This window comes from Streptomyces sp. NPDC044921 (assembly GCF_056432865.1).
This window is the reverse complement of the sequence record NZ_JBWKIF010000010.1, coordinates 233,327-248,514: the sequence shown is the minus strand read 5'-3', so window position 1 is coordinate 248,514 and position 15,188 is coordinate 233,327. Positions and strand designations below refer to the sequence as shown.

The following is a 15,188-nucleotide window of genomic DNA, read 5'->3' as shown; positions in this document are numbered from 1 at the left end:
TCAGGACTTTCCTTCCGAGGACGTGACTACGGGAGCGGTGAGGTCCCCCTCCTCGGGGAGCCCGTCGACGTCGACGCCGCGGACCTGCGCCAACTCGTGCTTGAGCGAGGCGAGTTCGGCGCCGCCGGCCATGTGGTTGGTCAGCTCTTCGAGGGAGACGTCGCTGCGGGAGGCGGAGAGTTCCATGGTGCCGAGGCGCAGGACGCTGAAGTGGTCGCCGACCATGTAGGCGTGGTGGGGGTTGTGGGTGATGAAGATGACGCCGAGGCCCTTCTCGCGGGCGGCGGCGATGTACTTCAGCACCACACCGGACTGCTTGACGCCGAGGGCGGCGGTGGGCTCGTCCAGGATGAGGACGCGGGCGCCGAAGTAGACGGCGCGGGCGATGGCGACGCACTGGCGCTGGCCGCCGGAGAGCGTGCCGATGGGCTGCTCCAGGTCGTCCAGGACGATGCCCATGTTGCGCAGTTCCTCGTCGGCGGTCTTCTTCATCCGCTCGATGTCGAGACGCCGCACGGGCCAGGGGCCCTTGGTCAGCTCGGAGCCGAGGAAGAAGTTGCGCCACACCGGCATCAGCGGGACGACCGCGAGGTCCTGGTAGACCGTGGCGATGCCCTTGTCGAGGGCCTCGCGCGGGGTGGAGAAGCGCACCGGTTCGCCGTCGACGAGGAACTCGCCCTCGGTGTGCTGGTGCAGCCCCGAGATGATCTTGATGAGGGTGGACTTGCCGGCGCCGTTGTCGCCGAGGACGCAGGTGACCTTGCCGGGGTACACCTCCAGGTCGACGCCGTGCAGGGCGCGGATGTTGCCGTAGGACTTGCCCGCGCCGCGCAGTTCGACGAGGGGGCGGCCGCCCTCGGGCGGGGTGTCCTGCAGGACGGCACCGTGGGTGCCGGTTTCGTTGCTGGTCATCGCGGTCACCTCCGGGTAGCCGTGCGCTGGACCCACAGATTGATGAGGACGGCGCCGAGGAGCATCACGCCGAGGAAGGCCTTGAACCAGTCGGGGTTCCAGCCGGCGTAGACGATGCCCTGCTGCACCATGCCGAACATGAAGGCGCCGAAGACCGGGCCGATCGCGGAGCCGTAGCCACCGGTGAGCAGGCAGCCGCCGATGACGGCCGCGGCGATGTAGATGAGCTCCTGGCCCACGCCCTCGCCGGACTGCACGGTGTTGAAGGAGAACAGCTGGTGCATGCCGACGAACCAGGCGCCGAAGCCGACCAGCATGAACAGGGAGATCTTGGTGAAGGTGACGGGGACGCCGACGGCTCGCGCCGAGTCCTTGTTGCCGCCGACGGCGAAGATCCAGTTGCCGTACTTGGTGCGCAGCAGCACCCAGGTGGCCAGGGCCGCGAAGACCAGCCACCACACGACGGTGATCTTGACGTTGACGCCGCCGACCTCGAAGGTCGAGGCGAAGATCTTCTGCGCCTGGGCGAAGCCGTCCATGTCGCTGATGTCGTCGGTGGCGACGTTGCCCGTGACGAGCTTGGTGATCGCCAGGTTCACGCCCTGGAGGATCAGGAAGGTGCCCAGGGTGACCAGGAAGCTCGGCAGTCCGGTCTTCACCAGCAGCCAGCCGTTGAAGGCGCCGATCGCGAGGGAGACGAGCAGGGCGACGATCACGCCGACCCAGACGTTCATGGTGAGCTGGTAGCTCAGCATCGACGCGGTCAGCGCGGAGGTGATGACGGCGACACCGGCCGACAGGTCGAACTCGCCGCCGATCATCAGCAGGGCCACGGGCAGCGCCATGATCCCGATGGTCGACGACTGGTAGAGGATGTTGGCCATCGAGCTTCCGTCGCGCACCGGCGGCGCGGCGAACAGGAAGAACACGAGCACGGCGACGGCGCCGAGGAAGACGCCGACCTCGGGCCGGGCGAGCAGCCGCAGCGCCAGCGGGCGCTGCCGGGTCCGGCCGTCGGACTGCTTGGGGCCGGGGGCCGGCGGTGTGTCCACCGCCGGCGTGGCCTGCTGGGTCATGCTCATCACCGGGTGCCCTTCGCGGCGAACTCCCCGATCTTGTCGACGTTGGACTTGTCGACGAAGGCCGGGCCGGTCAGCACGGGCTGCTCGCCGCCGCCGCTGTAGTTGCCGTTGTTCTTGTAGAGCCACAGGCCGTCGACGGCCAGGTAGCCCTGCAGGTAGGGCTGCTGGTCGACGGCGAACTGGATGTCGCCGGCCTTGATGGACTTGATCAGGTCCTTGTTGAGGTCGAAGGTGGCGATCTTCGCCTTGCTGCCGGCGTCGGCGACCGACTGCACCGCGGTCAGCGCGAAGGGGGCGCCGAGGGTGACGACGTAGTCGATCGACGGGTCCTGCTTGAGCTTGGCGGTGATCGTCGACTTCACGGACGGCATGTCGGTGCCGTTGACGTTCTGCGGGTCGACCTGGCCCTCGAAGGTCTTGGCGACGCCGTCGCAGCGCTGGGTCAGACCGACGTTGCCCTGCTCCTGCATGACGCACAGGACCTTCTTGGCGCCGACCTCGTTCAGCTTCTTGCCGAAGGCCTCGCCCGCGACGGACTCGTCCTGGCCGAAGAACTCCAGCAGGTTGAGGTCCTTCCAGTCGCTCAGTCCGGAGTTGAGGCCGACCACGGGTATGCCGGCCTTCTCGGCCTTGCCGACGACGCTCTTGAGGGCGTCCGGCTTGGCGAGGGTGACCGCGATGCCGTCGACCTTCTGGTCGATCGCGTTCTGGACCAGGTTGGCCTGGTTGCCGGCGTTCGGGTCGGCGGAGTAGATGAGCTTGATGTTGTCCTTGGCGGCCGCGGCCTCGGCGCCCTTGCGGACGGTGTCCCAGAAGGTGTCACCGGGCGCCTGGTGGGTGACCAGGGCGACGGTCATGCGGGGCGTGTTCGCCTTGCCGGCCGAGGCGTTCGCGCCGCCTTCCTCGGACTTCTTGCCCCCGGAACTGCTGGAGCAGCCGGCGAGGGTCAGGGCCGCTGCCGCGGCGACGGCGACGACGGGCGCGAACCTGCGAGAGCGGGGGTGAGAAGAGCGGTCCATCTTTCCTGGCACCTCACTGTGCTACTGCGGGGGAAAGGGAGGGATCACGAAGGGATCCGTGGTCCCGGAGCCTTACGGAGTCCGGATCATGATGCCGCAAACCGACTGTTGCGATGGCACGGGATACAAGCCCCTGCCGCGCCCGCTGTCAATACTTTGTTAAGACATCATTTCACGAGCAGGTCCGAATGTAAGTACAAAGTATTGACAGCACCGCCCTCCGGGACCTACACCTGGGAGGCGGCAGGTCCCGTTCAGCCACGCCCCCACCGTGTCAGGGCGCCCCGGGGCCCGCATCCCCAGCTTCCACAGGAGGTCACGCATGGCCGGGCCAGCCCAGTATTTCGATGTCATCACGATGGGCCGCATCGGAGTCGACCTGTATCCCCTCCAGACCGGTGTCCCCCTGGCCGACGTGGAGACGTTCGGGAAGTTCCTGGGAGGTTCGGCGGCCAACGTGGCGGTCGCGGCGGCCCGGCTCGGACGCCGCACGGCGGTGATCACGCGCACCGGCGACGACCCCTTCGGCACGTACCTGCACCAGGAGCTGAAGGGCTTCGGCGTCGACGACCGCTGGGTCACGCCGGTCTCCGCGCACCCGACGCCGATCACCTTCTGCGAGATCTTTCCGCCGGACGACTTCCCCCTGTACTTCTACCGCCGCCCCAAGGCCCCCGACCTGGAGATCCGCACCGACGAACTGGACTTCTCCGCGATCCGCGGCGCCCGGGTCTTCTGGATCACCGGCACGGGCCTGAGCGAGGAGCCGAGCCGGTCGGCCACCCTCGCCGCCCTCGAGGCCCGCGACAAAGCCGGGACCACCGTCTTCGACCTCGACTGGCGGCCGATGTTCTGGCGCGACCCGGAAGAGGCCCGCCCCCACTACCGCGAGGCCCTGCGCCACGCCACGGTCGCGGTCGGGAACCTCGACGAGTGCGAGATCGCCACCGGCGTGCGCGAACCGCGGGCCTGCGCGGACGCCCTGCTGGAGGCGGGCGTGGAGCTGGCCGTCGTCAAGCAGGGACCCAGGGGCGTCCTCGCGGTGCACCGGGACGGCACCCGGGCCGAGGTACCACCCGTGCCGGTCGAGGTGGTCAACGGCCTGGGGGCCGGTGACGCCTTCGGCGGCTCGCTCTGCCACGGCCTGCTCTCCGGCTGGGACCTGGAGCGCACCATGCGCCACGCCAACGCCGCCGGGGCCCTCGTCGCCTCCCGCCTCGCCTGCTCCTCCGCGATGCCCACCGCGTCCGAGGTCGAGGACCTCCTCGCCGGTGTGCCGACGCCGAGCCCGAGCCACTGAAACGGAGCCTTCCTTGAACATCGGCATCCCCGACCTCGCCACGGTGCGAGCCCGGCACCCCGAGGCCGTCGCCGAGGCGGCCGCCCGCCGGGCGCGCCGCCCGCTGATCGGCGACAGCGGCCGGCTGATGATCGTGGCCGCCGACCACCCGGCGCGCGGCGCCCTGGGGGTCGGCGACCGGCGCCTGGCCATGGCCAACCGCGCGGACCTGCTGGAGCGCCTGTGCACCGCGCTGTCGCGGCCCGGCGTCGACGGGGTGCTCGCCACGGCCGACATCCTGGAGGACCTGCTCCTGCTGGGCGTGCTGGAGAACAAGGTCGTCATGGGCTCGATGAACCGCGGCGGTCTCGCCGGGGCCGCCTTCGAGATGGACGACCGTTTCACCGGCCACCGCGCCGAGGACATCGCCCGGCTGCGCTTCGACGCGGGCAAGCTGCTGGTCCGCATCGACTACGACGACCCCGGCTCACTGACCACGCTGGAGTCCACGGCGCGGGCGATCGACGCCATGGCGGCCCAGCGCCTGCCGCTGTTCGTCGAGCCGTTCCTCTCCCGGCGCGTGGCCGGCAGGGTCCGCAACGACCTGTCCGCCGAGGCCGTCACCAAGTCGATCGCCATCGCCTCCGGCCTGGGCGGCACCTCCGCCTACACCTGGCTGAAGCTCCCCGTCACCGACGACCCGGACGACATGGCCGAGGTCCTGGAGACCTCCACGCTGCCGGTGGTGCTGCTCGGCGGCGAGGTCGGCGACGACCAGGAGGGCGCCTACGAGCGCTGGCGCAAGGCCCTGCGCCTGCCCACCGTCCAGGGCATGGTCGTCGGACGGTCGCTGCTCTACCCGGCCGAGGGCAGCGTGGAAGAAGCGGTGGACACGGCCGTCGGCCTGTTGTGACCCCGGAGGATGCCATGACCTACCACCTTCCCGCCGGCAAGGCGCTCGGCGGCCCCTACGTCGTCGACGTCACGCCCGAGAAGGCCGGCTGGGGCCATTCCAGCCTGCGGGTGCTGGAGCTGCCGCCGGGCGGTTCCCACACCTTCGACACCGGTGACAGCGAGTGGATCGTCGTCCCGTTGAGCGGTGCCTGCACGGTCGCCTCCGCCGACGGCTCCGGCCGGGACACCTTCGCGCTCCACGGCCGGCCCGACGTGTTCAGCGCGGTGAGCGACTTCGCCTACGTGCCGCGCGACGCCCGCGCGACCGTGACGTCCGCGGCGGGCGGCCGGTTCGCGCTGACCGGCGCGCGCTGCTCGCGCCGCCTGCCCGCCCGTTACGGCCCGGCCTCCGAGGTCCCCGTCGAGCTGCGCGGCACCGGCAGCTGCTCGCGGCAGGTCAACAACTTCGGCGCGGCCGGGGTCTTCGAGTGCGACAGGCTCATCGCGGTCGAGGTGATCACCCCGGGCGGCAACTGGTCGTCGTTCCCGCCGCACAAGCACGACGAGCACCGGCCGGGCGAGGAGTCGGTGCTGGAGGAGATCTACTACTTCGAGTTCGCCCGCCACGACGGCGTCCCCGGCCTCGGCTACCAGCGCGTCACCCCCTCCGGCCCCGGCCGGGACACGGACGTGCTGGCCGAGGTCCGCGACGGGGACGTCGTGCTGATCCCGGACGGCTGGCACGGCCCGTCGATGGCCACGCCCGGCCACCACATGTACTACCTCAATGTCATGGCGGGCCCGGAGGCCGAGCGCGCCTGGCTGATCTGTGACCACCCCGACCACGCCTGGGTCCGCGACACCTGGCCGGACCAGCCGGTCGACCCCCGGCTCCCCCTCTACACCGCCCCGGAGACCTCCCGATGAGCGCCCGCACCCGCCGACTGACCACCGCCCAGGCCCTGGTGCGGTTCCTGTCCGCCCAGTACACCGAGCGGGACGGCGTGCGCCGCCGCCTGATCGCGGGGACCTGGGGCATCTTCGGCCACGGCAACGTCGCCGGGGTCGGCCAGGCGCTGCTGGAGGCGGGCGAGGACGTGATGCCGTTCCACCAGGGCCGCAACGAGCAGTCCATGGTGCACGCGGCGGTCGGCTACGCCCGCCAGCTCAACCGCCTGTCCGCACAGGCGGTGACGACCTCGATCGGCCCGGGCGCCACCAACCTGGTCACCGGCGCCGCGCTCGCGACGATCAACCGGCTGCCGGTGCTGCTGCTGCCCGGCGACTACTTCGCCACCCACTCCGCCGACCCGCTGCTGCAGCAGCTGGAGCACCCGGTCGAGGCCGACGTGTCGGTCAACGACACCCTCCGCCCGGTCTCGCGCTACTTCGACCGCGTCACCCGCCCCGAGGCGCTGATCCCCTCGGCGCTCCAGGCGATGCGCGTACTGGCCGACCCGGCCGAGACCGGTGCGGTGACCCTCGCCCTGCCCCAGGACGTGCAGGCCGAGGCGTACGACTGGCCGGAGGAGTTCTTCGCCGAGCGCGTCTGGTCCGTACGGCGCCCCGCGCCCGACCCGGTGGAGCTGTCCGCGGCCGTCGAGGCGATCCGGTCCGCCGCACGCCCGCTGATCGTGGCGGGCGGCGGCGTCCACCACAGCGAGGCCGAGGCGGCGCTGAAGGCGTTCGTGGAGGCCACTGGCATCCCGGTCGCCTCCACCCAGGCGGGCAAGGGCTCGTTGCGCCACGATCACCCCGCCGACCTCGGCGGCATCGGCCACACCGGCACGGCCGTCAGCGACGACCTCGCCCGCACGGCCGACCTCGTCATCGGCGTCGGCACCCGCTACACCGACTTCACCACGGCCTCCGGCACGCTCTTCCAGCACCCGGACGTGCGGTTCCTCAACCTCAACATCACCGGGCTCGACGCGCACAAGCTGGCGGCGCGCACCCTGGTCTGCGACGCGCGGACGGGCCTCGAACAGCTCCTTCAGGCGCTCTCCGGCCACCGGGTCGGCGAGGACTACGTCGCCGAGTACCGCGCCGGCAAGCAGCGCTGGGACGAGGTCGTCGAGGCCGCCTACCGCGCCGGTGACGACAGCGTCGTCCCGACCCAGACGCAGGTGCTCGGCGCACTGGACGCCGCCGTCGGCGACGACGACGTGGTGATCAACGCGGCCGGCTCGCTCCCCGGCGACCTGCACAAGCTGTGGCGCTCGCGCGGTCCGCGCCAGTACCACCTGGAGTACGGCTACTCCTGCATGGGCTACGAGATCCCGGCCGGCATCGGCGTCCAGCAGGCCGCCCCGGGCACGCCGGTGTGGTCGCTGGTGGGCGACGGCACGTACCTGATGATGCCGACGGAGATCGTCACGGCCGTCCAGGAGGGCCTGCCGCTCAACGTCGTCCTCATCCAGAACCACGGCTACGCCTCCATCGGCGGCCTGTCCGAGGAGACCGGCGGCGAGCGGTTCGGCACCGCCTACCGCTTCCGGGCCGCCGACGGCACCTTCACCGGCGCCCCGCTCCCCGTCGACCTCGCCGCGAACGCCGCGAGCCTCGGCATGGACGTGCTGCGCGCCAAGACCGTGCGCGAGCTGCGCGAGGCGCTGGCAGCGGCCCGCGCCTCCGACCGGGCGACGTGCGTGTACGTCGAGACCGACCCGGCGCCCACCGCTCCCCCGGCCGAGGCCTGGTGGGACGTGCCGGTGGCCGAGACCGCCTCCCGCGAGGCCGCCGTCGAGGCGCGCGAGCGCTACGACCGCCAGGTGGCCGGCCGCCGCCGCCACCTGTGAACCCGCCGACCCTCGAACTCCCCACCGCTCCCGCTGGACTCAGGCTCCCCGAAAGGCCCTTGCGCACCATGAAGACCATCACCCACTGGATCGACGGCAAGCCCGTCGAGTCCGCCTCCGGCCGGTTCGGCCCCGTCTACGACCCGGCCACCGGCACCCAGGAGAAGCAGGTCGCCTTCGCGACCGTCGAGGAGGTGGACGCCGCGGTGGCCTCCGCCAAGGCGGCCTTCGAGTCCTGGGGAGCCTCCTCGCTCGCCAGGCGCACCGCGATCCTGTTCAAGTACCGCGAGCTGCTGGACGCCCACCGCGACGAGATCGCCGGGCTGATCACCGCCGAGCACGGCAAGGTGCACTCCGACGCGCTCGGCGAGGTCGCGCGCGGCATGGAGATCGTGGAGCTGGCCTGCGGCATCAGCGTGCAGCTGAAGGGCGCGCTGTCCACCCAGGTGTCCTCCCGGGTCGACGTCGCCTCCATCCGCCAGCCGCTCGGCGTGGTCGCGGGCATCACGCCGTTCAACTTCCCGGCCATGGTGCCGATGTGGATGTTCCCGCTCGCCATCGCGTGCGGCAACACCTTCGTGCTCAAGCCGTCGGAGAAGGACCCGTCGGCCTCCTTCCGCCTGGCCGAACTGGCCGCCGAGGCGGGCCTGCCGGACGGTGTGCTGAACATCGTGCAGGGCGACAAGACGGCCGTGGACCGCCTTCTGGAACACCCGGACGTCGAGGCGGTCTCCTTCGTCGGCTCGACCCCGATCGCGAAGTACATCCAGCTCAAGGCCGTCGAGCACGGCAAGCGGGTGCAGGCCCTCGGCGGTGCCAAGAACCACATGCTGGTGCTGCCCGACGCCGACCTGGACTTCGCCGCCGACCAGGCGATCAACGCAGCGTACGGCTCGGCGGGCGAGCGCTGCATGGCCGTGTCGGTCGTGGTCGCGGTGGGCGACACCGGGGACGAACTGGTCGGCAGGATCGCCGAACGGGCGAGGAACCTGAGGATCGGCCCGGGCACCGACCCGGCCTCGGAGATGGGCCCGCTCATCACCCGCGAGCACCGGGACAAGGTGGCCTCCTACGTGGCGTCGGCCGCCGAGCAGGGCGCCGAGGTCGTCGTCGACGGCACGGGCCTGTCGGTCGACGGGCACGAGAACGGCTTCTTCCTCGGCGTCTCCCTGCTGGACCGGGTGCCGCTGACGGCGGACGCGTACCGCGACGAGATCTTCGGCCCGGTGCTGTGCGTGGTCCGCGCCGAGACCTACGACGACGCCATCAGGCTGATCAACGACTCCCGCTGGGGCAACGGCACCGCGATCTTCACCCGGGACGGCGGCGCGGCCCGCCGCTTCCAGCTGGAGGTCAAGGCCGGCATGGTCGGCGTCAACGTGCCCATCCCGGTCCCGGTCGGCTACCACTCCTTCGGCGGCTGGAAGGACTCCCTCTTCGGCGACCTGCACGTCTACGGCAACGACGGCATCGCCTTCTACACCCAGGGCAAGGTCATCACCACCCGCTGGCCGGACCCGTCCGACGGCGGCATCAACCTCGGTTTCCCGAGCAACTCCTGACGCCCGGAGGGGGGTTCATCCATGGCGAGGACCGGTGACCGGGCCCGCACGGCGGCCGCCCCCGCGCTCGCCTCGCTGGACTTCGCCCTGGACCGGGGCAGTCCGGTGCCGCTGTACCACCAGCTCGCGCAGCAGCTCCAGGCGGCGATCGAGCACGGCGCCCTCGCCCCGGGCGACCTCCTGGGCAACGAGGTCGACCTGTCCGTACGCCTCGGCCTGTCCCGCCCCACCGTCCGCCAGGCCATCCAGTCCCTCGTCGACAAGGGGCTGCTGGTCCGGCGGCGCGGGGTGGGCACGCAGGTGGTGCACAGCCGGGTCCGGCGCCCCCTGGAACTGAGCAGCCTCTACGACGACCTGGAGGCCGCCGGGCAGGGACCGACGACACAGGTCGTGCGCAACGAGGTCGTCCCGGCCTCCTGCGAGGTGGCGGCCGCGCTCGGCGTGCCCGAGGGCAGCGAGGTCGCGGCCCTGGAACGGCTGCGCCGCACCCACGGCCGTCCGGTCGCCCTGATGCGCAACCACCTGCCGGTCTCCCTGCTCTCCCTCGACGCCGCCCGCCTGGAGTCGACGGGCCTGTACCGGATGATGCGCTCGGCCGGCATCACCCTGCACAGCGCCCGCCAGACGGTCGGCGCCCGCGCGGCGACACCGCAGGAGGCGGCCCGCCTGGAGGAGCGGGAGGGGGCGGCGCTGCTCACGATGGAGCGGACGGCGTACGACGACACGGGGCGGGCGGTGGAGTACGGCAGGCACATCTATCCGGCGTCGCGCTACACGTTCGACTTCCAGTTGCTGGTGAGGGCTTGACCGCGTCGACATGGACCGGGCGGCACCGGGCGGTCACGAGCGCGTCGGTCCGCGCGGGACAGAGCCGGCCCTTGTGCGGGTGGACGGTCACCCTCTGGGAAGGCGACCGCCGAGGCCGCAGACCCGGACTCCTTGTGGCAGGCCCTGGCTCGCACCGCCGAGCACGACTACGGGGTACCGAGCGGGACACGGCAGGGCGGCGACGCGCCCCGGTCGGCCCGGGCCCCACAGAGGCGTCCGGCGTGCGCCCGGCCGGCCCGACGTCAGCGTGATCGTGGCCACGCACGACCGTCCCGGCCTGCCGGGCCGGTGCCTGCGCTCGGACGACGTGTCCCCGGTGGCAGTGGGCTCTCTCCGGCCGCCGTGCCCGGCGTACGCACCGCACCCGTCGTGATGTACAGGGTCGCGGGAACACCTCGTCCGGTGAGTTAAGGAAGCGCGGCACTCAGGAAGTCTGCGGACCCGTCGTCGAACGTCAGGACCGCCGCCCTGCTCCGCTGGTACCTGCCGTCAAACCAGGGCGACGCCAGGTTCGGCCGTCACCGGCGGCCCCCCTTCCGCAACATCCCAGTGAACGGCGTCTCCGGCCGCCCCAGCCGCTCCCCGTCCAGCGTGATGTCCACGACCTCGTTGAAGAAGGCGAGGCGTCCCCGGATCGCCGCCACGGCGGGCAGCGGGTCGGGGTAGCTCCAGACGACGCCGGGCGGCACGTCGCCCGCGCCGCGCCAGGACCAGTACGAGGCGGTGCCCTTGTAGGGGCACCCGGTGTGGTGGTCGGTGGGCTCGAACAGGTCCAGGCGGACGTCCTCGGGAGGGATGTAGTACCGGGTCGGCAGGGACGTCTCGAACAGCAGGACCGGGGCGTGGGTGTCCGCGACGACCCGGCCCCCGATCTCGATGCGGACGTGGCGGCTGCTGGGCAGCGCGTCCACGCGCTTGTAGGGGTCACGGGGGTGGACGAAGATCTCTTCCTCCTCCTCGTACCAGTGGTCGAGGCCGGTGTCGGCGCGCCGGAACCACTCGAAGACGATGTGGCCGGCCAGGTCGTCGGAGGGGAAGCTCCAGGCCGCGTTCGGGCGTACCTCGCCGTCGTCGGCGACCAGGTCGTAGAAGACCCGGGAGCCGGTGTGGGTGCCGGTGGGCGGGTCGGCCGCCGGGCGGAGGAGGTCGGTGCGGACGTCCGCGCGCGGGAAGGCGTACTGGGGCACGGGCAGGCCGGGCTCCCAGACGAGCACCGGGTGGCGGCTGTCGACGACGGTGACGTCGCCCGTGCGGCCGCGCACCCAGCGCTCGCTGGGCTCCCACAGGAGGCCTTCGGGGGTGGTGGTGAGGGACCGGGCGGCGGGGTGGGCCGGATGGGTGGTCATGGCCGGTGTCTCCTTCGGGCAGGAGGTCCGGGAATCCGGAGGTCCGTTCCCCTCCACGGTCCCACGGCTGTCAGTGCGCCGCGTCGAGCCGGGCCCGCTGCTCCCCGGTCAGTTCCAGGTCCACGGCGGCCAGGTTCTCCTCCAGCTGGGCCATGGTGGAGACCCCGGCCAGCGGGACGATCGGCAGGTCACCGCCGATCTGCCAGGCGAGCACCACCTGGTTGACGGTCGCGCCGGTCTCCCGGGCCACCTCGCGCAGTACCGCGAGCCGGGCGGGGGTGCCGGGGTGGTCGAAGTCGGCGGGGAGCCGTTCAGGGCGGCTGTAGGCGCCCTTCAGCAGGGGCGAGTACGCGACCAGGGTCAGGCCGGGTTCGGCCCGCAGGTAGCTGAGCAGGTCGGGGCCGGCGTGGCCGAGGCTGCCGTCCGGGAAGAGGTCGTCGGGCACGTCGGTGCGGGGGCGCAGGTGGGTGTGCGCGTACTGGAGCACCTCGTAGCCGGGCAGTCCGGCCGCGGCGGCCAGGGCCCGGGCCCGCTCGACGCGCCAGGTGGCGTGGTTGCTGACGCCGAGCAGTCCCACCGTGCCCTCGGCCACGAGTGCGCCGAAGGCCTCGACGGTCTCCTGCAGCGGGACGGTTTGGTCCTCGATGTGCGCGTACAGCAGGTCCAGCTTCTCCATGCCGAGCCGCTCGCGGCTGCGCTCCGCCGACTCGCGGATCACCTTCGCCGACAGGCCCTCGGGATTGTCGGTGTAACTCGTGCCCGGGGCCAGGGGACGGGCCCCGAGCTTGGTCGCGACGACGATCTCGTCGCCGACGCCGCGGCTGCGCCGCCAGCGCCCGAGCAGTTCCTCGCTCTGGCCGCCCTGGCCGCCGTCGACCCAGAAGGCGTAGTTGTCGGACGTGTCGACGAAGGTGCCGCCGGCCTCGACGTAGCGGTCGAGCAGGGCGAAGGACGTCGCCTCGTCCGTCACCGAGCCGAACAGCATGGCGCCGAGCGCGAGCACGCTCACCTCGCGGCGGGTGCGCGGGTCCGTGCCGATCGTGCGGTACTTCATGGCTGCTCCTCCCGTGCGCGCCCCGGGTCTCGGGGCACGCACGGGAGTCTTCCTGTTGGAGCGCGCTCCAAGTCAAGGGCGCGGGGCGTCAGCGGGCGAACGGCCCCTCCAGGGCCGCCCACTGCAGCAGCATGATGGTCTTGGCGTCGGCGATCTCCCCGGTGCGGATCATCTCCAGGGCCCGGCGGAAGGGCAGTTCGAGGATCTCGATGTCCTCCCCCTCCTCGCCGAGGCCGCCGCCCTCGTGGGTGCGGGTCGACGGGCCGTAGGCGGCGGCGTAGAAGCTGACGCGTTCGGTGACCGAGCCGGGACTCATGTAGACGTCGAAGACGTGCCGGACCTCGCCGATGGTGTGGCCGGTCTCCTCCACGACCTCGCGCCGCACCGCGATCTCCGGGTGCTCGTCCTCGTCGTCGAGCAGGCCGCCCGGCGTCTCCACGAGCATTCCGTCGGGGTGCCCGTTGACGTACGCGGGGAAGCGGAACTGGCGGGTGAGCAGGACGGTTTCGCGCGCGGTGTCGTAGAGCAGCATGGTGGCGCCGTTGCCGCGGTCGTGCGTCTCGCGTTCCTGGGTGCTCCAGGTGCCGTCGGCGTGCCGGAAGTCGAAGGTGGTGGACCGCTCGACGTACCAGTGGCTGGACAGGAGCTTCACGTCGCGGACTCGGACGCGGGGGTTGCCGGTGAGGTCGCGGCCGGTGCGGTCGAGTCCGGTACGGCCCCTGCGGTCCGGGGTGTCGATGCCGGCGGTCATCGGGCACCGGCCGGGCGGCGGGACGGGAAGATCGAAGAGGTCATGTCCGCTTCTACCATCCCGGGGCGGCCCGGCGCCGCGCGTTTCCCGCCCGTCGCGGGGCCCGTGGGTGCGGGTCGCGCCCGGTCTGACGCGTCGGGGACTGCCCGCCGGCCCGTGCGGCGGGAGACAGTGGGAGCCCGTCCCCCGCGGGTGTCCCCGTGGGGCGGCGGTGATCCGACGGCCTCACGGGGAGGACCCATGGCAGCTCGGCGGGACGCGCGGCACGCGCTGGTGGTGGGGGCCGGCGTCGGCGGACTGGCCGCCGCGCTCGCCCTCGGCCGCACCGGATGGCGGGTGACGGTGCTGGAGCGGGCGTCGTCCGTCGGGGAGGTCGGCGCGGGCATCCAGCTCAGTCCGAACGGGGTGCGCGTGCTGGGTTCGCTCGGCGTGCTGGACCGGCTGCTGCCCACGGCGTTCCGGCCCGAGGCGGTCGAGATGCGGCTCGGCCGCTCCGGCCGGCGTGTCTTCCGCGTCGAGCTGGCCGAAACGGCGGTACGGCGGTGGGGCGCCCCCTACCTGCACGTCCACCGGGCCGACCTGCTGGACGCCCTGCTGGCCGCGACGACCGGCGACGGCCTGGACATCACGCTGCGCACCGGCGCGGCCGTGCGGGGCTACGAGCAGGGGCCGCGGGGTGTGACGGCGGTGCTCGACGCGGACCGCCGGGTCACCGGGAGTCTGCTCGTCGGCGCGGACGGGATCCACTCGGTGGTCCGCGAGCGGATGCTGGGGGCCGGCGAGCCCCGGTTCACCGGCCATGTCGCCTGGCGGGTCACCGTCCCGGTCGAGCGCCTGGGGCGTCACGTGCCCCCGCCCACGGCGTGCCTCTGGGTGGGCGAGCGGCGGCATGCCATCACCTACCGGCTGCGCGGCGGGGCCCTGGCCAACCTGGTGGCGGTGGTGGAGCGCGACGCGTGGCGGGGCGAGTCCTGGACCGAGCGGGGCACCCGGCAGGACGCGCTGGCGGATTTCCCGGGCTGGCACCCGACGGTCACCACCGCGCTGCGGGAGGCGGACGCGCACTTCCGCTGGGCGCTGTTCGACCGTGCCCCGCTGGAGGACTGGGTCGACGGGCGCGTCGCTCTCCTCGGTGACGCGTGCCATCCGATGCTGCCCTACCTGGCGCAGGGCGCCGGCATGGCCCTGGAGGACGCCCGGGTCCTCGCCCACCGGCTGCAGCACACCGACGACGTGCCACGGGCGCTGCGCTCGTACTCCGCCGCCAGGCGCCCGCGCACCGCGCGCGTCCAGGCCGGATCACGGCGCAACGGGCAGCGCTTCCACGAAGAGGGCCGCTTCGCCCACGTGCCCCTGTGGTTCCTCGGGAAGCTGGCCCCCTCGGTGTACCACCGCCGGCTGGACTGGCTGTACGGGCACCAGGTGCCTTGATCACCCGCGCCGGGCGGTCCGGGGACGGAGCACCACGCGGAAGGTCCCCGCGGGCATCCGCCCGCGGGGACCTTCCGCACCGTCGGGACGACAGGATTTGAACCTGCGACCCCTTGACCCCCAGTCAAGTGCGCTACCAAGCTGCGCCACGTCCCGGTGCGCGCCACCCGCGGTGAGCCGCGTGATCGCGCGAACAGCACTTTACCCCACACCCCTGGCCGCGCCGAAAGCG

13 protein-coding genes and 1 tRNA gene are annotated in these 15,188 nt (G+C 72.3%); 7 read left to right on the top strand and 7 right to left on the bottom strand.

Translation table 11 applies throughout. The features are described 5' to 3' along the window. The 3 genes from AC07DA_RS18375 to AC07DA_RS18365 are packed head-to-tail and all read right to left on the bottom strand — an operon-like array spanning window position 1 to window position 3,013. The gene (locus AC07DA_RS18375; protein ID WP_479129189.1) at window positions 1–912 is read right to left on the bottom strand and encodes an ATP-binding cassette domain-containing protein; all 912 of its coding nucleotides are present in this window, start codon (window positions 910–912) and stop codon (window positions 1–3) included. Window positions 913–917: 5 nt separating this feature from the next. Beyond that, window positions 918–1,994, bottom strand: a complete 1,077-nt coding sequence (locus tag AC07DA_RS18370) for an ABC transporter permease (protein WP_383336071.1) — start codon at window positions 1,992–1,994, stop codon at window positions 918–920. Continuing rightward, window positions 1,994–3,013, bottom strand: a complete 1,020-nt coding sequence (locus AC07DA_RS18365; protein ID WP_479129188.1) for a sugar ABC transporter substrate-binding protein — start codon at window positions 3,011–3,013, stop codon at window positions 1,994–1,996. The genes AC07DA_RS18370 and AC07DA_RS18365 overlap by 1 nt, the downstream gene beginning before the upstream one ends. Window positions 3,014–3,335: 322 nt before the next feature. Between AC07DA_RS18365 and iolC the strand changes: the two genes are divergently transcribed. The 6 genes from iolC (at window position 3,336) to AC07DA_RS18335 (ending at window position 10,353) form a co-directional block, all read left to right on the top strand. Beyond that, complete coding sequence (gene iolC, locus AC07DA_RS18360; protein ID WP_479129187.1) at window positions 3,336–4,313, top strand: 5-dehydro-2-deoxygluconokinase; 978 nt, start codon at window positions 3,336–3,338, stop codon at window positions 4,311–4,313. Window positions 4,314–4,326: 13 nt separating this feature from the next. After that, window positions 4,327–5,205: a Cgl0159 family (beta/alpha)8-fold protein gene (locus AC07DA_RS18355; RefSeq protein ID WP_479129186.1), complete on the top strand. Its 879-nt coding sequence runs from the start codon at window positions 4,327–4,329 to the stop codon at window positions 5,203–5,205. A 14-nt stretch (window positions 5,206–5,219) separates the two neighbouring features. Continuing rightward, entirely contained in the window at window positions 5,220–6,113 is an 894-nt protein-coding gene (iolB, locus tag AC07DA_RS18350) for a 5-deoxy-glucuronate isomerase (RefSeq protein WP_479129185.1), read from the top strand. After that, on the top strand, window positions 6,110–7,984 hold the full coding sequence (gene iolD / locus AC07DA_RS18345; protein ID WP_479129184.1) for a 3D-(3,5/4)-trihydroxycyclohexane-1,2-dione acylhydrolase (decyclizing): 1,875 nt from the start codon (window positions 6,110–6,112) through the stop codon (window positions 7,982–7,984). Before iolB ends, iolD begins: the two co-directional genes overlap by 4 nt. Before the next feature lie 68 nt (window positions 7,985–8,052). Continuing rightward, the gene (locus AC07DA_RS18340) at window positions 8,053–9,546 is read left to right on the top strand and encodes a CoA-acylating methylmalonate-semialdehyde dehydrogenase (RefSeq protein ID WP_479129183.1); all 1,494 of its coding nucleotides are present in this window, start codon (window positions 8,053–8,055) and stop codon (window positions 9,544–9,546) included. Between the two features lie 21 nt (window positions 9,547–9,567). After that, on the top strand, window positions 9,568–10,353 hold the full coding sequence (locus AC07DA_RS18335; protein WP_479129182.1) for a GntR family transcriptional regulator: 786 nt from the start codon (window positions 9,568–9,570) through the stop codon (window positions 10,351–10,353). Window positions 10,354–10,892: 539 nt separating this feature from the next. Here the strand turns inward: AC07DA_RS18335 and AC07DA_RS18330 are convergent. The 3 genes from AC07DA_RS18330 to AC07DA_RS18320 form a co-directional block, all read right to left on the bottom strand. Beyond that, window positions 10,893–11,720, bottom strand: coding sequence for a DUF427 domain-containing protein (locus AC07DA_RS18330; RefSeq protein ID WP_479129181.1), 828 nt, complete (start codon window positions 11,718–11,720; stop codon window positions 10,893–10,895). A 70-nt stretch (window positions 11,721–11,790) separates the two neighbouring features. Continuing rightward, window positions 11,791–12,774 (bottom strand): aldo/keto reductase, encoded by a 984-nt coding sequence (locus tag AC07DA_RS18325; RefSeq protein ID WP_479129180.1) that lies wholly within the window; start codon window positions 12,772–12,774, stop codon window positions 11,791–11,793. 88 nt (window positions 12,775–12,862) lie between these two features. Beyond that, on the bottom strand, window positions 12,863–13,525 hold the full coding sequence (locus tag AC07DA_RS18320; RefSeq protein WP_479129179.1) for an NUDIX domain-containing protein: 663 nt from the start codon (window positions 13,523–13,525) through the stop codon (window positions 12,863–12,865). 240 nt (window positions 13,526–13,765) lie between these two features. Here AC07DA_RS18320 and AC07DA_RS18315 point away from each other — a divergent pair, with 240 nt between their 5' ends. Next, window positions 13,766–14,956: an FAD-dependent monooxygenase gene (locus AC07DA_RS18315; protein WP_479129178.1), complete on the top strand. Its 1,191-nt coding sequence runs from the start codon at window positions 13,766–13,768 to the stop codon at window positions 14,954–14,956. Between the two features lie 82 nt (window positions 14,957–15,038). Here AC07DA_RS18315 and AC07DA_RS18310 read toward each other — a convergent pair. Continuing rightward, window positions 15,039–15,112 (bottom strand) — tRNA-Pro (locus AC07DA_RS18310). Between the last annotated feature and the right edge of the window lie 76 nt (window positions 15,113–15,188).

What these genes read in the sequence shown, in the direction of transcription:
- iolD (WP_479129184.1), top strand. Translation starts at nt 6,110, where the DNA reads ATGAGCGCCCGCACCCGCCGACTGACCACCGCCCAGGCCCTGGTGCGG.
- AC07DA_RS18340 (WP_479129183.1), top strand. Translation starts at nt 8,053, where the DNA reads ATGAAGACCATCACCCACTGGATCGACGGCAAGCCCGTCGAGTCCGCC.
- AC07DA_RS18370 (WP_383336071.1), bottom strand. Translation starts at nt 1,994, where the DNA reads ATGAGCATGACCCAGCAGGCCACGCCGGCGGTGGACACACCGCCGGCC.
- AC07DA_RS18365 (WP_479129188.1), bottom strand. Translation starts at nt 3,013, where the DNA reads ATGGACCGCTCTTCTCACCCCCGCTCTCGCAGGTTCGCGCCCGTCGTC.
- AC07DA_RS18320 (WP_479129179.1), bottom strand. Translation starts at nt 13,525, where the DNA reads ATGACCGCCGGCATCGACACCCCGGACCGCAGGGGCCGTACCGGACTC.
- AC07DA_RS18375 (WP_479129189.1), bottom strand. Translation starts at nt 912, where the DNA reads ATGACCAGCAACGAAACCGGCACCCACGGTGCCGTCCTGCAGGACACC.
- AC07DA_RS18330 (WP_479129181.1), bottom strand. Translation starts at nt 11,720, where the DNA reads ATGACCACCCATCCGGCCCACCCCGCCGCCCGGTCCCTCACCACCACC.
- AC07DA_RS18315 (WP_479129178.1), top strand. Translation starts at nt 13,766, where the DNA reads ATGGCAGCTCGGCGGGACGCGCGGCACGCGCTGGTGGTGGGGGCCGGC.
- AC07DA_RS18325 (WP_479129180.1), bottom strand. Translation starts at nt 12,774, where the DNA reads ATGAAGTACCGCACGATCGGCACGGACCCGCGCACCCGCCGCGAGGTG.
- iolB (WP_479129185.1), top strand. Translation starts at nt 5,220, where the DNA reads ATGACCTACCACCTTCCCGCCGGCAAGGCGCTCGGCGGCCCCTACGTC.
- AC07DA_RS18335 (WP_479129182.1), top strand. Translation starts at nt 9,568, where the DNA reads ATGGCGAGGACCGGTGACCGGGCCCGCACGGCGGCCGCCCCCGCGCTC.
- iolC (WP_479129187.1), top strand. Translation starts at nt 3,336, where the DNA reads ATGGCCGGGCCAGCCCAGTATTTCGATGTCATCACGATGGGCCGCATC.